Annotated in this window: 15 protein-coding genes and 1 other RNA gene; 3 read left to right on the forward strand and 13 right to left on the reverse strand. The window is 62.4% G+C overall.

The window, feature by feature from the left end; all coding sequences use genetic code 11:
* Positions 1-5: 5 nt before the first annotated feature.
* From ACWUKX_RS05430 to ACWUKX_RS05455, 6 genes are all read right to left on the reverse strand, one after another.
* Positions 6-1,520 carry a DegQ family serine endoprotease gene (locus ACWUKX_RS05430; RefSeq protein WP_456004630.1) on the reverse strand — a complete coding sequence of 505 codons (1,515 nt, stop codon included), beginning with the start codon at positions 1,518-1,520 and terminating at the stop codon, positions 6-8.
* A gap of 142 nt (positions 1,521-1,662) precedes the next feature.
* Entirely contained in the window at positions 1,663-1,851 is a 189-nt protein-coding gene (locus tag ACWUKX_RS05435) for a DUF2065 domain-containing protein (RefSeq protein WP_029351362.1), read from the reverse strand.
* 6 nt (positions 1,852-1,857) lie between these two features.
* On the reverse strand, positions 1,858-2,802 hold the full coding sequence (gene hflC / locus ACWUKX_RS05440; RefSeq protein ID WP_029351364.1) for a protease modulator HflC: 945 nt from the start codon (positions 2,800-2,802) through the stop codon (positions 1,858-1,860).
* Positions 2,802-3,905 carry an FtsH protease activity modulator HflK gene (gene hflK, locus ACWUKX_RS05445; RefSeq protein WP_029351366.1) on the reverse strand — a complete coding sequence of 368 codons (1,104 nt, stop codon included), beginning with the start codon at positions 3,903-3,905 and terminating at the stop codon, positions 2,802-2,804. Before hflK ends, hflC begins: the two co-directional genes overlap by 1 nt.
* 143 nt (positions 3,906-4,048) lie before the next feature.
* Positions 4,049-4,567: a dihydrofolate reductase gene (locus ACWUKX_RS05450; protein WP_456004633.1), complete on the reverse strand. Its 519-nt coding sequence runs from the start codon at positions 4,565-4,567 to the stop codon at positions 4,049-4,051.
* Positions 4,567-5,580, reverse strand: coding sequence for a DUF4424 domain-containing protein (locus ACWUKX_RS05455; protein WP_456004635.1), 1,014 nt, complete (start codon positions 5,578-5,580; stop codon positions 4,567-4,569). The genes ACWUKX_RS05450 and ACWUKX_RS05455 overlap by 1 nt, the downstream gene beginning before the upstream one ends.
* Before the next feature lie 129 nt (positions 5,581-5,709).
* Here ACWUKX_RS05455 and cobF point away from each other — a divergent pair, with 129 nt between their 5' ends.
* A complete protein-coding gene (gene cobF / locus ACWUKX_RS05460; protein WP_456004638.1) occupies positions 5,710-6,483 on the forward strand; it encodes a precorrin-6A synthase (deacetylating) in 774 nt (257 codons plus the stop codon).
* 30 nt (positions 6,484-6,513) lie between these two features.
* Here the strand turns inward: cobF and ACWUKX_RS05465 are convergent, their stop codons facing one another.
* From ACWUKX_RS05465 to ACWUKX_RS05490, 6 genes are all read right to left on the reverse strand, one after another.
* The gene (locus tag ACWUKX_RS05465; protein WP_127211717.1) at positions 6,514-6,855 is read right to left on the reverse strand and encodes a winged helix-turn-helix domain-containing protein; all 342 of its coding nucleotides are present in this window, start codon (positions 6,853-6,855) and stop codon (positions 6,514-6,516) included.
* Between the two features lie 89 nt (positions 6,856-6,944).
* Positions 6,945-8,057 carry a molybdenum ABC transporter ATP-binding protein gene (modC, locus tag ACWUKX_RS05470; RefSeq protein ID WP_456004641.1) on the reverse strand — a complete coding sequence of 371 codons (1,113 nt, stop codon included), beginning with the start codon at positions 8,055-8,057 and terminating at the stop codon, positions 6,945-6,947.
* The gene (modB, locus tag ACWUKX_RS05475) at positions 8,054-8,758 is read right to left on the reverse strand and encodes a molybdate ABC transporter permease subunit (protein WP_065010276.1); all 705 of its coding nucleotides are present in this window, start codon (positions 8,756-8,758) and stop codon (positions 8,054-8,056) included. Before modB ends, modC begins: the two co-directional genes overlap by 4 nt.
* A gap of 14 nt (positions 8,759-8,772) precedes the next feature.
* Positions 8,773-9,570: a molybdate ABC transporter substrate-binding protein gene (gene modA / locus ACWUKX_RS05480; protein ID WP_456004643.1), complete on the reverse strand. Its 798-nt coding sequence runs from the start codon at positions 9,568-9,570 to the stop codon at positions 8,773-8,775.
* 294 nt (positions 9,571-9,864) lie between these two features.
* Complete coding sequence (locus tag ACWUKX_RS05485) at positions 9,865-10,659, reverse strand: thymidylate synthase (protein ID WP_456004646.1); 795 nt, start codon at positions 10,657-10,659, stop codon at positions 9,865-9,867.
* 165 nt (positions 10,660-10,824) lie between these two features.
* Positions 10,825-11,136 carry a DUF2853 family protein gene (locus ACWUKX_RS05490; protein WP_095518624.1) on the reverse strand — a complete coding sequence of 104 codons (312 nt, stop codon included), beginning with the start codon at positions 11,134-11,136 and terminating at the stop codon, positions 10,825-10,827.
* 169 nt (positions 11,137-11,305) lie between these two features.
* Between ACWUKX_RS05490 and ssrA the strand changes: the two genes are divergently transcribed.
* Positions 11,306-11,664, forward strand: a transfer-messenger RNA (tmRNA) gene (gene ssrA, locus ACWUKX_RS05495).
* A gap of 515 nt (positions 11,665-12,179) precedes the next feature.
* Here ssrA and ACWUKX_RS05500 read toward each other — a convergent pair.
* Positions 12,180-13,385 (reverse strand): multidrug effflux MFS transporter, encoded by a 1,206-nt coding sequence (locus tag ACWUKX_RS05500; RefSeq protein ID WP_456004649.1) that lies wholly within the window; start codon positions 13,383-13,385, stop codon positions 12,180-12,182.
* 168 nt (positions 13,386-13,553) lie between these two features.
* Between ACWUKX_RS05500 and ACWUKX_RS05505 the strand changes: the two genes are divergently transcribed.
* The gene (locus ACWUKX_RS05505) at positions 13,554-14,243 is read left to right on the forward strand and encodes a TetR/AcrR family transcriptional regulator (protein WP_456004652.1); all 690 of its coding nucleotides are present in this window, start codon (positions 13,554-13,556) and stop codon (positions 14,241-14,243) included.
* Positions 14,244-14,282 lie beyond the last annotated feature (39 nt).

A 14,282-nucleotide genomic window follows, 5' to 3' on the forward strand; every position in this document is an offset into this window, starting at 1 on the left:
CGGACTCAGTCCATCCGGATCGTCACAAACCGCAATTCGCCGGTCTTCGACGCCAGCATCAGCAGCGCGTTCTTGCGTCCCTGCTCCTTCAACGCAGCAATCCGGTCCATGACATCCTTGGGCGTGGCGACCGATTCCTGAGCGATCTCGGTGATCACCTCGCCGGCCTGGATGCCACGTTCGGCAGCGGCCGAATCCTTGGTGACTTCGGTGATGACGACGCCGGAGACTTCGGCGGCGATGCCGAATTTCGTCCGCGTCTCGTCGTTGAGCTCGCCAACGGTCATGCCGAGCACGGAAGCCGTCGAAACGGCGGGCGCCTCGTCGCCATTATCCTCGTCGGCGGTGCCATTCTCGCCGCTGGCAAGCTTTTCGCCATCTTCGAGCCGGCCGAGCGTCACCTTCACGGTCTGCTCGACACCCTTGCGCACGATGACCACGTCGACAGCCTTGCCGACCGTGCTTTCCGCGACGACGCGCGGCAGGTCGCGCATTTCATTGACGTCCCTGCCGTCGAACTTGATGATGACGTCGCCGGCCAGGATGGTGCCGTTGTCGACAGGCCCGCCCTTGATGACGCCGGCGACCAGGGCGCCCTTAGCGGTGGCCATGCCGAGGCTTTCGGCAATGTCGTCCGTCACCGGCTGGATGCGCACGCCGAGCCAGCCGCGCCGCGTCTCGCCGAACTGGCGGAGTTGGTCGACGACGCCCAACGCAAGCTGCGAGGGAATGGAAAAGCCGATGCCGATCGAGCCGCCGGACGGCGAGATGATCGCCGTGTTGATGCCGATCACCTCGCCGTCGCTGTTGAACAGCGGTCCGCCGGAGTTGCCTCGGTTGATCGCGGCATCGGTCTGGATGAAGTCGTCATAGGGACCGGAATTGATGTCGCGGTTGCGGGCCGAGACGATACCAACCGTCACGGTGCCGCCGAGGCCGAACGGATTGCCGATCGCCATCACCCAGTCACCGACACGCATCTTGCTGGAATCGCCGAATTTCACCGCCGTCAGTTTGTGCCCTTTCGGATCGACCTTCAGCACCGCCACGTCGGTCTTGGTGTCGGTGCCGACCAGCGTCGCCTTTAGCGTCACGCCGTCGGAGAAATTCACCTCGATGTCGTCGGCATCGGCGATCACGTGATTATTCGTCACCACGATGCCCTGCTCGGCGTCGACCACGAAGCCGGAGCCCAGCGACTGCACCTTTTGCGAGGGGTTGCCCTGTTCGCCGGGGCGGTTCTTGAAGAAATCGTCGAAGAAATCCTGGAAGGGCGAGCCCTCCGGAAGCTGCGGCATCGGTACCGCGCCCGGGCCTTCCGTGCCCTTCACCCTCTGCGAGGTCGATATGTTGACCACGGCGCCGAGCAGGCCCTGCGCGAGATCGGCGACCGAAGCCGGGCCGTCGGCGGCGGCCGCAGGCGTCACCAGGGACGGGACGGTAGCGGCGCCGATAAGAAGTGCTGCAGCACCCGCAGTGAACGTCCGCCTCGCCGCGCGCAAAAACCTGTTGGATGTCATCGAGAAGTCTCCCGGTGTCTCTGAGAAGAAAAGCGCTCGCCGAAAACGCTGCGTCGAACCATGTTGGCAAGAAATACGGCACGTTTGCGGCTATGGCTATCGGCGGAGGATAAAACCTCCGTTATCCCGAAATCACAGACCGTCATCCACCTCGCACCAGCCAGACGATGCCGACGCCAACGGCGATGGCAATCAGCCCGGCGACCCGCAGCGCATTCTCCGGCATCGACAGAACTTCGCCGGCAAGTTTCTTGGCGAGGCCGGGAAAGCCGCCATAGACCAGGCCCTCTACCACGAGAACCAAGCCTATTGCCGCCAGAAAATCCTGCACCGGCCGTTACTGGCCGATGCCTGGCTGCGCTGCCGGTGCAGCAGGTGCTGCGGGCGACGCTGCCGGCGCAGCCGCGCCGGCGGGGTTGCGGAAGAAACGGAAGAATTCCGAATTCGGCGACAGCACCATCGTCGTCCCGGTATTGTCCAGCGCCGTGCCGTAGGCATTCATCGACCGGTAAAAGTCGAAGAAGGCTGGATCGCGCTGGTAGGCATTCGCGAAGGTGGCGCTGCGTTGAGCTTCGCCTTCACCGCGCAGGATTTCAGACTCTCTCCGTGCCTCGGCGACGATCTCCACCACTTCGCGGTCGGCGCGCGCCCTGATGCGTTGCGCCGCCTCGTTGCCGCGCGCCCTCAGCCGCTCGGCTTCGGCCAGACGCTCAGCCTTCATGCGGTCATATGTCTGTTGCGAGACTTCCGCCGTCAAATCGGTTCGGCGAATGCGGACATCCTCGATTTGCAGGCCGAGCGACGTGGCGTCGGGCCTCAGCTGGTCGCGCACTTCACGCATCATCACGGCTCGCTCTTCCGAGAGCGCCGCCTCGAAGTCGCGCAAACCGTAAACCCGACGCAAGGCGGCGTCGAGACGCGTTCTCAACCGTGCCTCGGCCAGTTCGATCTGGCCGGATACCGCGGAGCGGAACACGCGCGGATCGGAGATCCGATAAGCGATGAAGGCGTCGACCTCATAGAACTTGCCGCCTGAAACCTGGACGCGGATGTTGTCGAGGTCGAAGCGTAGCACCCTGTTTTCGATCAACTGCACGCTGTCGGCGTCGAAGAAGGCGAACGGCGCCTTGAAATAGATGCCCGGCTGGCTCTTGACGTCTACGATTTCGCCGAACCTGAGCACCAGCGCCTGCTGGCGCGCATTGACAACGAAGACCGATGAATAGAGCAGGAACAGGATAACCGCGGCGATGACGGCGATGATGGGAAGACGGTTGGCCATCACTGGGTTCCTCCGAGGACCGGCGCCGGCGCCTTCTGCTGCAATGCAGGCAGCGGCAGATAGGGAACGACCCCTGGTCCGCTGCCTTGCTCGATAATGACCTTGCTGGAATCCTTCAGAACCCTCTCCATCGTTTCCAGATAAAGCCGCTGGCGCGTCACATCCGGCGCCTTGGCGTATTCGTCATAGACCGAGATGAAGCGCTGCGCCTCGCCTTCGGCCTCCTGCACGACCCGGTTCTTGTAGCCGGCCGCCTCCTCGCGGATCTGTGCGGCCTCGCCGCGCGCCTGGCCGAGCTTCTGGTTGGAGTACTGGTTGGCCTGCTCGACAAACTTGTCTTCGTCCTGTTCGGCGCGCTGCACCTCGTCGAACGCGTCGGCCACTTCACGCGGCGGTGCGGCATCCTCGATCGAAATCGCGTTGACGTTCAGGCCGGCCCTGTAGCCGTCCAGCGTCGTCTGGATGATTTCGCGCACGGACGCCGCAATGCCCTCGCGATCGTCGCGGAAGATGTCCTGCGCCGGCCGCCGACCGACAGCCTCACGCATGGCGCTTTCGGCGACTTGCCGCAGCATGCCGTCTGGATCAGACACGTCGAACAGATAGGCCCTCGGATCGGAGACCTGATAGGCCACAGAGAACTGGACGTTGACGATGTTCTGGTCGCCCGAAAGCATCAGACCTGAACCGTTGCCGGCGGCCGTGCCGCCGCCGATGTTGACGAGTTGTTCGGCGATGTTGGCCGTCTCGACCGTTTCGATGGGCCACCAATGGAAATGCAGGCCTGGCTGCGAGAACTCCGCCTTTGGCACGCCAAATCTGAGTTCGACCGCAACCTCATCGGGCTGCACGGTATAGACCGCCTTGAACGCCCACAGCACGACAAGCGCCGCCGCGATCAGCCCGAACACGGCAGGGCTGGCGCCGCCGCCACCCGGCAAAGCACGCCGCAACCTGTCCTGGCCGCGCCGGATGATATCTTCGAGATCGGGAGGCGAGCCCTGCGGACCGCTAGGCCCCTTCGGCCCCTGCCCCCAGGGTCCTGGATTGTTGCCGCCGCCCCATGGGCCGCCGCCTCCGCCGCTTTTGTCATTCCAGGGCATGAATGTCCTTTCGCTCCCTCACGCGCCGGCCTGACGACGCAAAAATCCAGTATCGTCCTTCTATAGGGACGCGACGGCACGCTTTCAACGCGATCGGTCGTCGTCACCGCCCGTTTTGGACCGTCGCGACCCTTTATCGCCTCTCAATGCACGTCGCGGCGGCGGTCGTAAACCGAATAGCGTGTCGCATGGGTATCCTTTTCACCGGCCGGAACGTCCTGCGAGCGGACAATGCGCCACAAATCCGGGTCTATCGGCGGGAAATGCGCGTCGCCGTCGACCGCGGCAAGGATATGGGTGACATGCAAGCGATCGGCCAGCGGTAGCGCCTGGGCGTAGATCTCGCCGCCGCCGATAACGCAGATTTCGTCGGCGCCGGCCATGCAGCGCCCGCGCACCTTCGCCAGACTGATCGCCTCGTCGAGCGAATGCACGACTTCGACGCCCTCGGCGCGCCAGGCCTTGTCACGGGTCACCACGATGTTGAGCCGGCCTGGCAGAGGCCGGCCGATGCCTTCACAGGTCTTGCGACCCATGATGATAGGTTTGCCCATCGTGTCGGCCTTGAACCGCTTGAGATCGCTGGAAAGCCGCCACGGCAAACCACCATCGCGCCCGATCACGCCGTTTTCGGCGATGGCGACATAGATCGCGACGTCCATCAGCCGCCGCTCCCGCCATCGTCCGAAGGCACCAGCAGCAATATGTCGATATCGTGCTCAGGGTAGAAATTTTCTGCCGTCATCTCGAAACGGGTCGGTCCGACTTTCCTGACGTTTTCGCCACAGAACGAGACCAGGTTCTTTGGATCGCCCTTGTCGACGGTCAGCTTGAACTTGCCGATGGCGCCCGTCGCCCAGTTACCGCCCGTGGTCAGGATATAGGCGATGCGGTTCTCGAAATATTTCGGAGTGCCGTCGGGATTGTTCTTCGCTGCCTTGCGGATCGCGTTCTCGAACGTGCCGTCCATGCAGTATCGGGTCTTGTAGGCGGCGTATTGGCCCTGGAACTGGCCATCGTAGAAGAAGCTGACCGAGGACGTGCCGCCGACGCTCGGTTTGTAGCGGTGGGCGACGTGGACTGCCTTATTGGCTGGAAAGGTCGAGCGCCACCAGTAGGTCGATCGCAATTGCCAGAACGGCACATAGACGGTATTCATGCCCGAACCGTCGTCGGGGGTGTCCTCGATGATGATGCCGCGATCGACCCAGTCGTCGGCAACCGCCTGCGGCAGCTTTGCCAATGCCGCCCTGGCCGCATCGCCAAACGGGTAGAGCGGCACGTTTTGCGCCTTCAAATCGGCGCTGATGTCGATGCCGAGCGCAAATGCCTTCTGCTCGAGCTGCGGCTTTGCCGCCACGCCGTCGATCGTCACCTCGAACCCCAGGAAATTGTCGCTCTGCCCGTCGGGGATCGCCGGCATCTCGTTCGGATCGCCTTCGATGTCGGGCATCGGAAAAGCAACGATCGCGTCGACATCCTTGTCGGTGTTGTTTCGGAAGACATAATCGACCGTCACCTTTTCCGGGGAGATGTAGAGGTCCTCACTCTCCATGGCGATCGCGTCGCTGCGCGACAGGATCAGGCCGCCCGTTCCCAATTCGGCAATCGAATCATTGGCGAATACGGGCGTGGCCGAGAGCGCCAGCGCTGCGGTCAGAACATAACGGAACATGGAAGCTCCCTTGGCGAGATGCCGGTATGACTCTAGCCGTTTCAATGTGGAGTTTCAAAGCCCTTCCGCGTTGGCGCACATGCCATGGCTCTCTGGACACCGACGTTCCGATCGGGCAGGAGTTCGCTCATGCGCAAGCTTCTCGTCATCGGCATCGGCGCCGGCAATCCCGACCACATGACCGTGCAGGCCATCGGCGGCTTGAACCGCGCCGACGTACTGTTCATTCCCGACAAGGGCGAGAAGAAGAACGACCTCGCAGAACTGCGCCGCCAGATCTGCGACCGATTCGTCACCAATCCAAACTCACGTCGCGTCGAATTCGACGTGCCGGCGCGGGCCGAACCAGCGCCCTCCTATCGCTCGACCGTCGATGACTGGCACGAGGCGATCGCCGCGATCTATGAAAGCCTGATCCGCGACGAGCTCTCGCAAGATGGCTGCGGCGCCTTCCTGATCTGGGGCGATCCCTCGCTCTACGACAGCGCGCTGCGCATACTGGAGCGTGTGCGCATGAGAGGCAATGTCGGGTTCGAGCTCGAGGTGATCCCCGGCATCACTGCCGTCCAGGCGCTCGCCGCCAGCCACAAGATGGCACTGAACCGCATCGGCGACGCGGTTCAGATCACCACCGGGCGCCGGCTTACCGAAGAAGGTTTGCCCGACAATGCCGGCAGCACCGTCGTCATGCTGGACGGCAAATGCGCCTTCGATTCGCTGGATGACAAGGATCTCCTCATCCACTGGGGCGCCTATCTCGGCACGCCCGACGAGATTCTCATTTCCGGCCGCCTTGGCGACGTCGGCAACGAGATCGTGAAGACCCGCGACGAGGCCCGCCGGAAAAAAGGCTGGATCATGGACACTTATCTGCTGCGCAAGCCCGGCGAGCCGGAGGAATAGGCTCGGCCGGTACAGAATCCATCATCGACCTCACCCGGCATCGATCTCCGCCTGTAGTGCCTCCATATGCGCCGCCGCCGCGGAAGCCGCAGCCCGTTCGATGGCGCGAAAGCGGCTGACTACCGCAAGCCCCACCGGAGTCAACTGGGCGCCGCCGCCCTTTTTCCCTCCGGTCTGCGCCGCGACCAGCGGCTTACCGAACACCCTGTTCATGTCCTCGACGAGATCCCAAGCGTGTTTGTAGGACATTTCCATGCCGCGCGCCGCCGCCGAGATCGATCCGAAGGCGGCGATCTGCTCGAGAAGCTCGATCTTGCCCGGTCCGATGCGACCGCCCGGATCGAGGTTTATACGCAAGCTCAGCGACGGCATTTGCTCCTCCGCAGTCACGCGACGTCCATCCTAGAAGCTCTCAAGCGATACCGCTATTCCAAAATGATATAGCGACAATCATCCGTCTGTCATCCATCCGCCTCGACAGGCAGGCCGGCGCTCGTATTCGCCTGGTCGAAGCTTACCGTCTTGACCACCGCGTATGCTTTTCGACCGAGCCGAAGTTTCAGCGTCTGTCGCGATTGCTCGGTGATCCGGGCAAGCACGGTTGCGCCATTGCAGTCTATGCCGATCTCGACCGTAGGCCCCTCGCCCGGCTCTATCGCAACGATCGTGCCCGGCAGAATGTTGAGCGCGCTGAGACCCGTCGGCTGTTCGATGGCGATCATCACATCGCGGGCACGGATGCGGACGCGCACCGGCGCACCCACCGGCACACCCAGAAGCGGCACGCGGATGTCGCCCGCCGCCGAGCCAAGCACGGTCATGCCAAAGACTCCGTCGTGGCGCAGCACCGCAGTATCCAGCACCGCGCCCCCCTCGCCGCGCTCTTCTGCCGGCAACAGGTCGAGCCGCTGCATGATCGCTCCGGTCGGGCCGCAAGCGGCGACTTTGCCTTGCGCCAGCACAACGACGTCGCTTGCCAGCCGCGCCACTTCCGAGATCGAATGGCTGACATAGACGATCGGGATTTTCATCTCGTCGCGCAGCCGCTCGATGTAAGGCAGGATTTCTGCCTTCCGGGCGTCGTCGAGCGAAGCCAGCGGCTCGTCCATCAGCAACAACCTTGGACTAGCGAGCAGCGCCCGGCCGATTGCCACGCGCTGTTTCTCGCCGCCGGAAAGCTTCGCCGGCCGCCGGTCGAGCAAAGGACCGATGCCGAGCAGGTCGACAACGGCAGTCATGTCCGCATAGCGTTCCGCCGCTGGCGTGAACCAGCGGCCGTAACGCAGATTGCTGGCCACGCTCATATGCGGAAACAGCCGCGCATCCTGGAACACCATGCCGATGCGGCGCTTGTGCTTCGGCACGAACAGGCCCGCATCCGTATCGACCAGCACGCGGCCGTCGGCCTCGATCCGCCCCTTCTCGGGCCGGATTAATCCGGCAATCATGTTGATCAGCGTCGTCTTACCGGAGCCCGAGGGCCCGAACAGCGCGGTCAGCCGCCCGGCGCTCCCGAAGCGGACGTCGAGCCCCAAATCGCCAAGCCGATGGGTGATATCGAGCGCGACCGTCATTCGATATCCATCCGCTTGCCGACGCGCCGCGCCAGAACCTCCGACGCGACAAGTGCTGCCATCGAAATGACGATCGAGATCAGCGTCAGCCTGAGCGCGCCGGCATCGCCGCCCGGCACCTGCGTGAACGTGTAGATCGCCGACGGCAGTGTCTGCGTCTCGTTTGGGATGTTGGAAACGAAGGTAATCGTTGCGCCGAATTCGCCCATCGCCTTGGCGAAAGACAGGATCGCGCCGGTGATCAGGCCGGGCAGGATCAGCGGCAGCGTGATCGTCCCGAACACCCACAGCGGATTGGCGCCAAGCGTTCCGGCCGCCGCCTCGATTCTGCGGTCGACCGCCTCGATCGACAGCCGGATCGCCCGCACCATCAAGGGAAAGCCCATGACGGCGCAGGCCAGTGCGGCACCTGTCCAGCGAAAAGAAAAAACGATGCCGAAATGCTCGGCCAGAAACGCCCCGGCCGGGCCGCGCCTGCCGAAGGAGAGCAGCAGCAGATAACCGACAACCACCGGCGGCAGGATCAACGGCAGATGCACCAGCCCGTTGAGCAGCGTCTTGCCCCAGAATTGTCCACGGGCGAGCACAAGCGCGATCAATATGCCGGGTGGCAGGCTGGCGATCATCGCCACTGTCGCCACCTTGATCGACAGCCGGACCGCATTCCATTCGTCGGGAGTGAGATCCAGCAGCCAGTTCATCTTTTTGGCGTGCCTCAGTTGCTCGGCGTAAGGACCGTAAAACCTTGCGCCTTGAAAATCTCGCCTGTCTTGGCGGATTGCAGGCATTCCAAAAACGCCGGCGCATCCTTGTCCGTCGAATCCGCCATCTGGGCAACCGGGTAGACGATCGGCGGGTGCGAATCCTCCGGGAGGGTGCCGATCACCTTTACGCCGGGCTCGGCGTTCGCGTCGGTGGCGTAGACGATGCCGAGTGCTGCTTCGCCGGTCGAGACCAGCTTGAGCGCTGCGCGCACATTCTCGGCCTGTGCCACCTTGCCTTCGATCGAGGACCAGACGCCGAGCGATTCAAGTGCGGCCCTGCCATATTTGCCGGCCGGCACCGCTTTGAAATCGCCCATGGCAAGCCTGCCGTCGCCGATCAGCCCGGCAAGATCAAAACCCTTTTCGATCCTGGTTTCGACCGACGAATCCTTCGGCGCCACCAGCACGATCTGGTTGCCGAGCAACTTCACTTCGGTATCCGGCTTGGTCAGCTTTTTGTCGGACAGATATTTCATCCAGTCGAGGTCGGCTGAGATGAAGACATCGGCTGGCGCGCCGCCCTCGATCTGCTTGGCCAAGGCGGAGCTTGCCGCATAAGAAATGGTTGCCACCTCGCCGACATCGGCCTCGCAGGCGGTGTTCACGGCGTCCAGGGCGTTCTTCATGCTTGCCGCGGCGAAGACGATCAGTCTGTCATCCGCATGGGCAACCGGCATGGCGGCGATCAGCATCGCTGTCAGGCCGCCAATGGCAGCCGCCTTCAATCCGAAACCGTTGCGCACCAGCATGAACTCTCCTGGGACTTGAAAAATCCGATCGTCGCGAGCCTGCCAATCGATATATCCATGTGAATATAACAAGGGAAGGGCTTTTGCCAGACTTAGCCCGAACAATGGCCCAGCCAATGGCATTGCGTGTTGCCGCCACCGCCGCGAGAAATAGCGGTGGATACAGCGCGACATCGCAGGGCCGACGAGGCAGGTCAAAGCATCTGATGTCATGGTCGGCATCGCGGGCGGACGGCACAGCGCTACAGCCGAACAATTTCGAAACAAGGTAGGTAGAAGCCCGATGTTTGCGGCTCACACCGCGATCGGCGCCTTGATCGTCGCATCGGCGATGTAGTTTTCCAGCCGGAAATCCTCGAAGCGGAAGGCAAAGAGGTCCTTCACCTCCGGATTGATCCACAACGTCGGCAGCGCCTTGGGCGTGCGCCGCAACTGCTCGCGCGCTTGCTCGAAATGGTTCGCGTAAAGATGCGCGTCGCCCAGCGTGTGGACGAAATCGCCGGGCTTCAGCTCCGTCACCTGCGCCACCATCAAGGTGAGCAGCGCATAGGAAGCGATGTTGAACGGCACGCCGAGAAAGATATCGCCGGAACGCTGATAGAGCTGGCAGGAAAGCCTGCCTTCCGAGACATAGAACTGGAACAGGCAATGACAGGGTGGCAGCGCCATGGCTTCCACTTCGGCCGGGTTCCACGCCGAAACGATCAGCCTTCGGGAATTAGGATTCTTGCGTATCTCCTTCAAGAGATTGGCAATCTGGTCGATGGCGCCACCATGGCCGTCCGGCCAGGAGCGCCATTGCTTGCCATAGACCGGGCCGAGGTTGCCATTCTCATCGGCCCATTCGTCCCAGATCGAGACGCCGTGGTCGTTGAGGTATTTGATGTTGGTGTCGCCGGCCAGAAACCACAGAAGTTCATGCACGATCGACTTCAGGTGAAGCTTCTTGGTGGTGGTGACCGGAAAGCCGCGCGCAAGATCGAAGCGCATCTGGTAGCCGAACACCGAGCGCGTTCCGGTGCCGGTGCGGTCGCCGCGATCGGCGCCGTTTTCCAGCACGTGCTTCAAGAGGTCGAGGTACTGGCGCATCGGCTTCGGCTCGATTCGGGGGCTCGATTCGGGTTACCGGCCATCATAACCGACTGGCTGCTGGCCGAACATATCAAAGCGCAGAATCTTCAGACAAGACACTCGCGGCCATGCTCTGGGCTGGCGCGGGAATCGCGCCAGCATCCGCCGATGCAGGATGATTGTTCAGAGGCTGGCGAGCTTACCCAGATCCTTGGCGACCAGGTAATAGAAGGTCACGCGGCTCTTGGTGTTGTCGGCCTCCATCGCCTTGCAAGTCTTTTCGATGGCCGCGTCCGCCTTGCTGCCGTCGGCTATGCCGAGCTTTTTGGCAACCCAGTTGGCCTTGACGCGATCGAGTTCCTTGGGATCCGTGCAGGACACCAGCGAGGAATCCCGATTCCTGAGCGCAATGCCCAAATGCTTCACGATCTTGGCGACCGCGTCGGCATCTGCCGCGGCGTCGTACTTCTTCACGTCTGCAAGATAATCGGCCATCAAAATTCCCCTCGTCAGCGCCACGGGATCCGGTCGATGAGGGTCGTGGCGCGCTGCCGCAAAATGTGCGCTAAGTCGGTAACTCCTCACCGCCGCAATCTTCGGTTGAGACGGTTGACAAGTCAAGCCTTCGCGAGGCTGTTTGACACAGCGACAAAGCATCAATTGAGGCCTTTCATTTTCCACGATCGGTCCCTATATCTGTTTGGTCGGCTCGACCGACTATGGCGATAAACAGGCGATGAAATAAGCCGTTCGGACCCGGGGGCGGTACCCGGCGCCTCCACCAAAAACCGCTGTTGTCGAGGAGCGGCTTTTGCTGGGGGCGAAATAGGATCGACGAAGGTGTAAAGATCGTACTTTTGCCCGGCATTGTACCACCGTTATCGGGCTAAACTTATAGTTGCCAACGACAACTATGCGGAAGCACGTCTCGCCGCGTAAGCGGTGCGATAGCTTCAATTCAAGCCCTAGTGGTTCGCACTTCTAGGCGGGGTTCGGAGGTACCTGGCAACAGAAACCTCCACTTCTCCCCTTCGATTCCACCTCTCCCCCTTCGAAACGATAATGGGAGCAGGCTTGCTGGCCGCGCTTCTTGCGCTATGCCTCTTCGAGACGCTGTCTTGCTGTCCTGGGAGCTGCGCGCCTATCGAGCCGCCCTCGAACAGAACGGTCCCGTCTTCTTTCGATCGCGGCGTGCCGGACACTCTTAGTTATCTGCGCCTCACTGGCCTGCCAGTGCCCGACCACATCAGGAATGCCGCCAACGCTTCCGCTACGCAGTCATGTCTTCATCGCCCCGCCATGGCGCGAGATTTTTTGGCAGGATTGCGAGCGAAGGCAGCCCCTCGACGGAGCCGAACGCACCTATCACGCGCTGGCCAGCATCTACACCGAATTGGGCTATGAACTGGTCCCGTTGCTCTTGGCGCCGGTCGAGGCGCGACTGCGATTATCTTGGCCGAGGCGGGCTTGCAGCTTGAGCCCAGACGTGAAAAAGGCCGGGAATGACCCGGCCTTTTCATGCTCTCGCTGGAAAGCCTCTACTCTGCCGGCGCTTCGACAACCTCCCGCCCACGGCCAAGCGTCACCTTGGCCAGCACGAACGAGATCACCGCGCAAAGCGTGATGCCGGCCACCATCGGCAGCGGCGTGCCGTCGAAGAACACGCCGGCGATGCCCATGGCGACCGCACCGATCGCGAAGTGCAGCGTGCCCATCAGCGCCGAGGCCGTGCCGGCGATCGCGCCATGCTCCTCCATGGCCAGCACCGAAGTCGTCGGGATCACCAGGCCGAGGAACCCGTAGCCGACGAACAGCAGCACCGCCATCACGTCGAGCCGGTCGACGCCGGACGCCATCACCGCGAACAGCACCACCATCGTCGTCGCATAGCCGACCACCGCGACCCGCACCACGGGCCTTAGCCCGAACCGTTCGGACAGCACCCCCGTCAACTGCGACATGCCGATGAAGGCGACCGCGTTGATCGAGAAGAACACGCTGTAGACCGACGGCGACAGCCCGTAATGGTTGATCAGGATGAAGGAGGAGCTCGACAGATAGACGAAGAAGCTCGCGATCCCGAAGCCGCCTATAGACGCCAGGCCAAGGAAGTTGCGGTCGCCCATCAGGAAGCGATAGGCCGTGAGCGCGGTGCCGAACGAACTGCCTGCACGCGCGTCGACCGGCCGCGTCTCCTTGAGCGAGGTCGCCAGCAGGATGGTGGCGAGCACCGCCCCACCCGTTACCGTCCAGAACACGGCACGCCAGCCGAAATTCTCGATGATCACGCTACCGGTCAGCGGCGCCAAGATCGGCGACACCGAAAACACCAGCATCAAGAGCGACATCAGCTTGGCAGCGTCGGTGCCGGTGTGCAGGTCACGCACGATGGCGCGCGGCACCGCCATGCCTGCGCTGGCGCCGAGCCCCTGCAGGAAACGGAAGGCGATCAGCCATTCGATCGAGGGAGCGAGCGCCGAGCCGATGCCGCCGACCATGAACAGTGCGAGGCCGCCATAGAGCGGCAGCTTGCGCCCGACCATGTCGGAGATCGGTCCGACGACGATCTGGCCAAACCCCATGGACAGGAAGAAGATCAGCAAACTCATCTGCACGGCAGCGGTGCTGGCCTGCAGATCCGCGCCGATCGAAGGCAGCGCCGGAAGATACATGTCGATGGCAAACGGCCCGATGGCGGTCAACAGGCCGAGCACGATCGCGATGCGGAGGAATTGGGGACTCATGATAGCAGGCTTCTTTCAGATCTGGTTGCCGCCGCGGGCCGGCGTGTAAGGCAATGACGCTCCATCCCATGAAATTCCGACTGCTATGCGGAGCGAAATCTCTTTCAGGGAAAGTCCAGAAATTTAGACACTCTTGTCTAATTCGTCAATCACCTCTATGTAGTTTTCATGAAGTCCAACGTTTCTCCTGACACCATCACGCCACGCAGCCACGAGGCCAAGCGCGTCTCCATCATGGACGCAGCCGGCGAGGTGTTCTGCCGCGAAAGCTTCGCCGGCGCCAATATCGACATGATTGCCGCCGAGGCCGGCGTTTCGCGCCAGACGATCTACAACCACCATGGCGACAAGGAGAAACTCTTCGTCGCCATCGTCCGCGACCTCACCGAGCGCTGCAATGCCGGCATTTTCGCCACCATTTCCACCTTTCCGGACCAGCCGAAAGATCTCGAGGCCGATCTGATCGCTTTTGCTGTGCGCATGAACCGCAACTGTATCTGCAACCGCGACGGAAAATTCCTGCGCAAGCTGATTCAGACCGAGGGCGAGCGCTATCCCGAGCTCTTTGCCGAATGGCGCGAACAGGGACCGGGCAGGACATGGCCGGCGATCGCCGCCCGTTTCGCCCGCCTCGCCCATGCCGGTTTCCTCGACATCGAGGACCCCGATGTCGCGGCGCGCCAGTTCCTCGCCCTTGCCAATGCCGAATTGCAGACCACCTTCATGCTTGGCGGCACGCCGACCGATGACGAGGTGCTGCAATCGGCGACACATGGCGTGCGCACATTCCTGCGCGCCTTCGGCAAGCGGCAGCCGGCGGTCGACGCGCAAAAGCACAGCGCGCTCGCTGGCGCCTGAGCGATCAAATCTGAGGCATGCCCTCTCGCATCTGCGCTG

This window comes from Mesorhizobium sp. f-mel, assembly GCF_053850215.1.

Bases quoted from the DNA above. Each gene is read 5' to 3' on its own strand.
- hflC (WP_029351364.1), bottom strand. From the start codon at position 2,802: ATGGCCAACCGTCTTCCCATCATCGCCGTCATCGCCGCGGTTATCCTG.
- ACWUKX_RS05485 (WP_456004646.1), bottom strand. From the start codon at position 10,659: ATGCGCCAGTACCTCGACCTCTTGAAGCACGTGCTGGAAAACGGCGCC.
- hflK (WP_029351366.1), bottom strand. From the start codon at position 3,905: ATGCCCTGGAATGACAAAAGCGGCGGAGGCGGCGGCCCATGGGGCGGC.
- cobF (WP_456004638.1), top strand. From the start codon at position 5,710: ATGCGCAAGCTTCTCGTCATCGGCATCGGCGCCGGCAATCCCGACCAC.
- ACWUKX_RS05450 (WP_456004633.1), bottom strand. From the start codon at position 4,567: ATGGACGTCGCGATCTATGTCGCCATCGCCGAAAACGGCGTGATCGGG.
- ACWUKX_RS05490 (WP_095518624.1), bottom strand. From the start codon at position 11,136: ATGGCCGATTATCTTGCAGACGTGAAGAAGTACGACGCCGCGGCAGAT.
- modA (WP_456004643.1), bottom strand. From the start codon at position 9,570: ATGCTGGTGCGCAACGGTTTCGGATTGAAGGCGGCTGCCATTGGCGGC.
- ACWUKX_RS05500 (WP_456004649.1), bottom strand. From the start codon at position 13,385: ATGAGTCCCCAATTCCTCCGCATCGCGATCGTGCTCGGCCTGTTGACC.
- ACWUKX_RS05455 (WP_456004635.1), bottom strand. From the start codon at position 5,580: ATGTTCCGTTATGTTCTGACCGCAGCGCTGGCGCTCTCGGCCACGCCC.
- modB (WP_065010276.1), bottom strand. From the start codon at position 8,758: ATGAACTGGCTGCTGGATCTCACTCCCGACGAATGGAATGCGGTCCGG.
- ACWUKX_RS05465 (WP_127211717.1), bottom strand. From the start codon at position 6,855: ATGCCGTCGCTGAGCTTGCGTATAAACCTCGATCCGGGCGGTCGCATC.
- ACWUKX_RS05505 (WP_456004652.1), top strand. From the start codon at position 13,554: ATGAAGTCCAACGTTTCTCCTGACACCATCACGCCACGCAGCCACGAG.
- modC (WP_456004641.1), bottom strand. From the start codon at position 8,057: ATGACGGTCGCGCTCGATATCACCCATCGGCTTGGCGATTTGGGGCTC.
- ACWUKX_RS05430 (WP_456004630.1), bottom strand. From the start codon at position 1,520: ATGACATCCAACAGGTTTTTGCGCGCGGCGAGGCGGACGTTCACTGCG.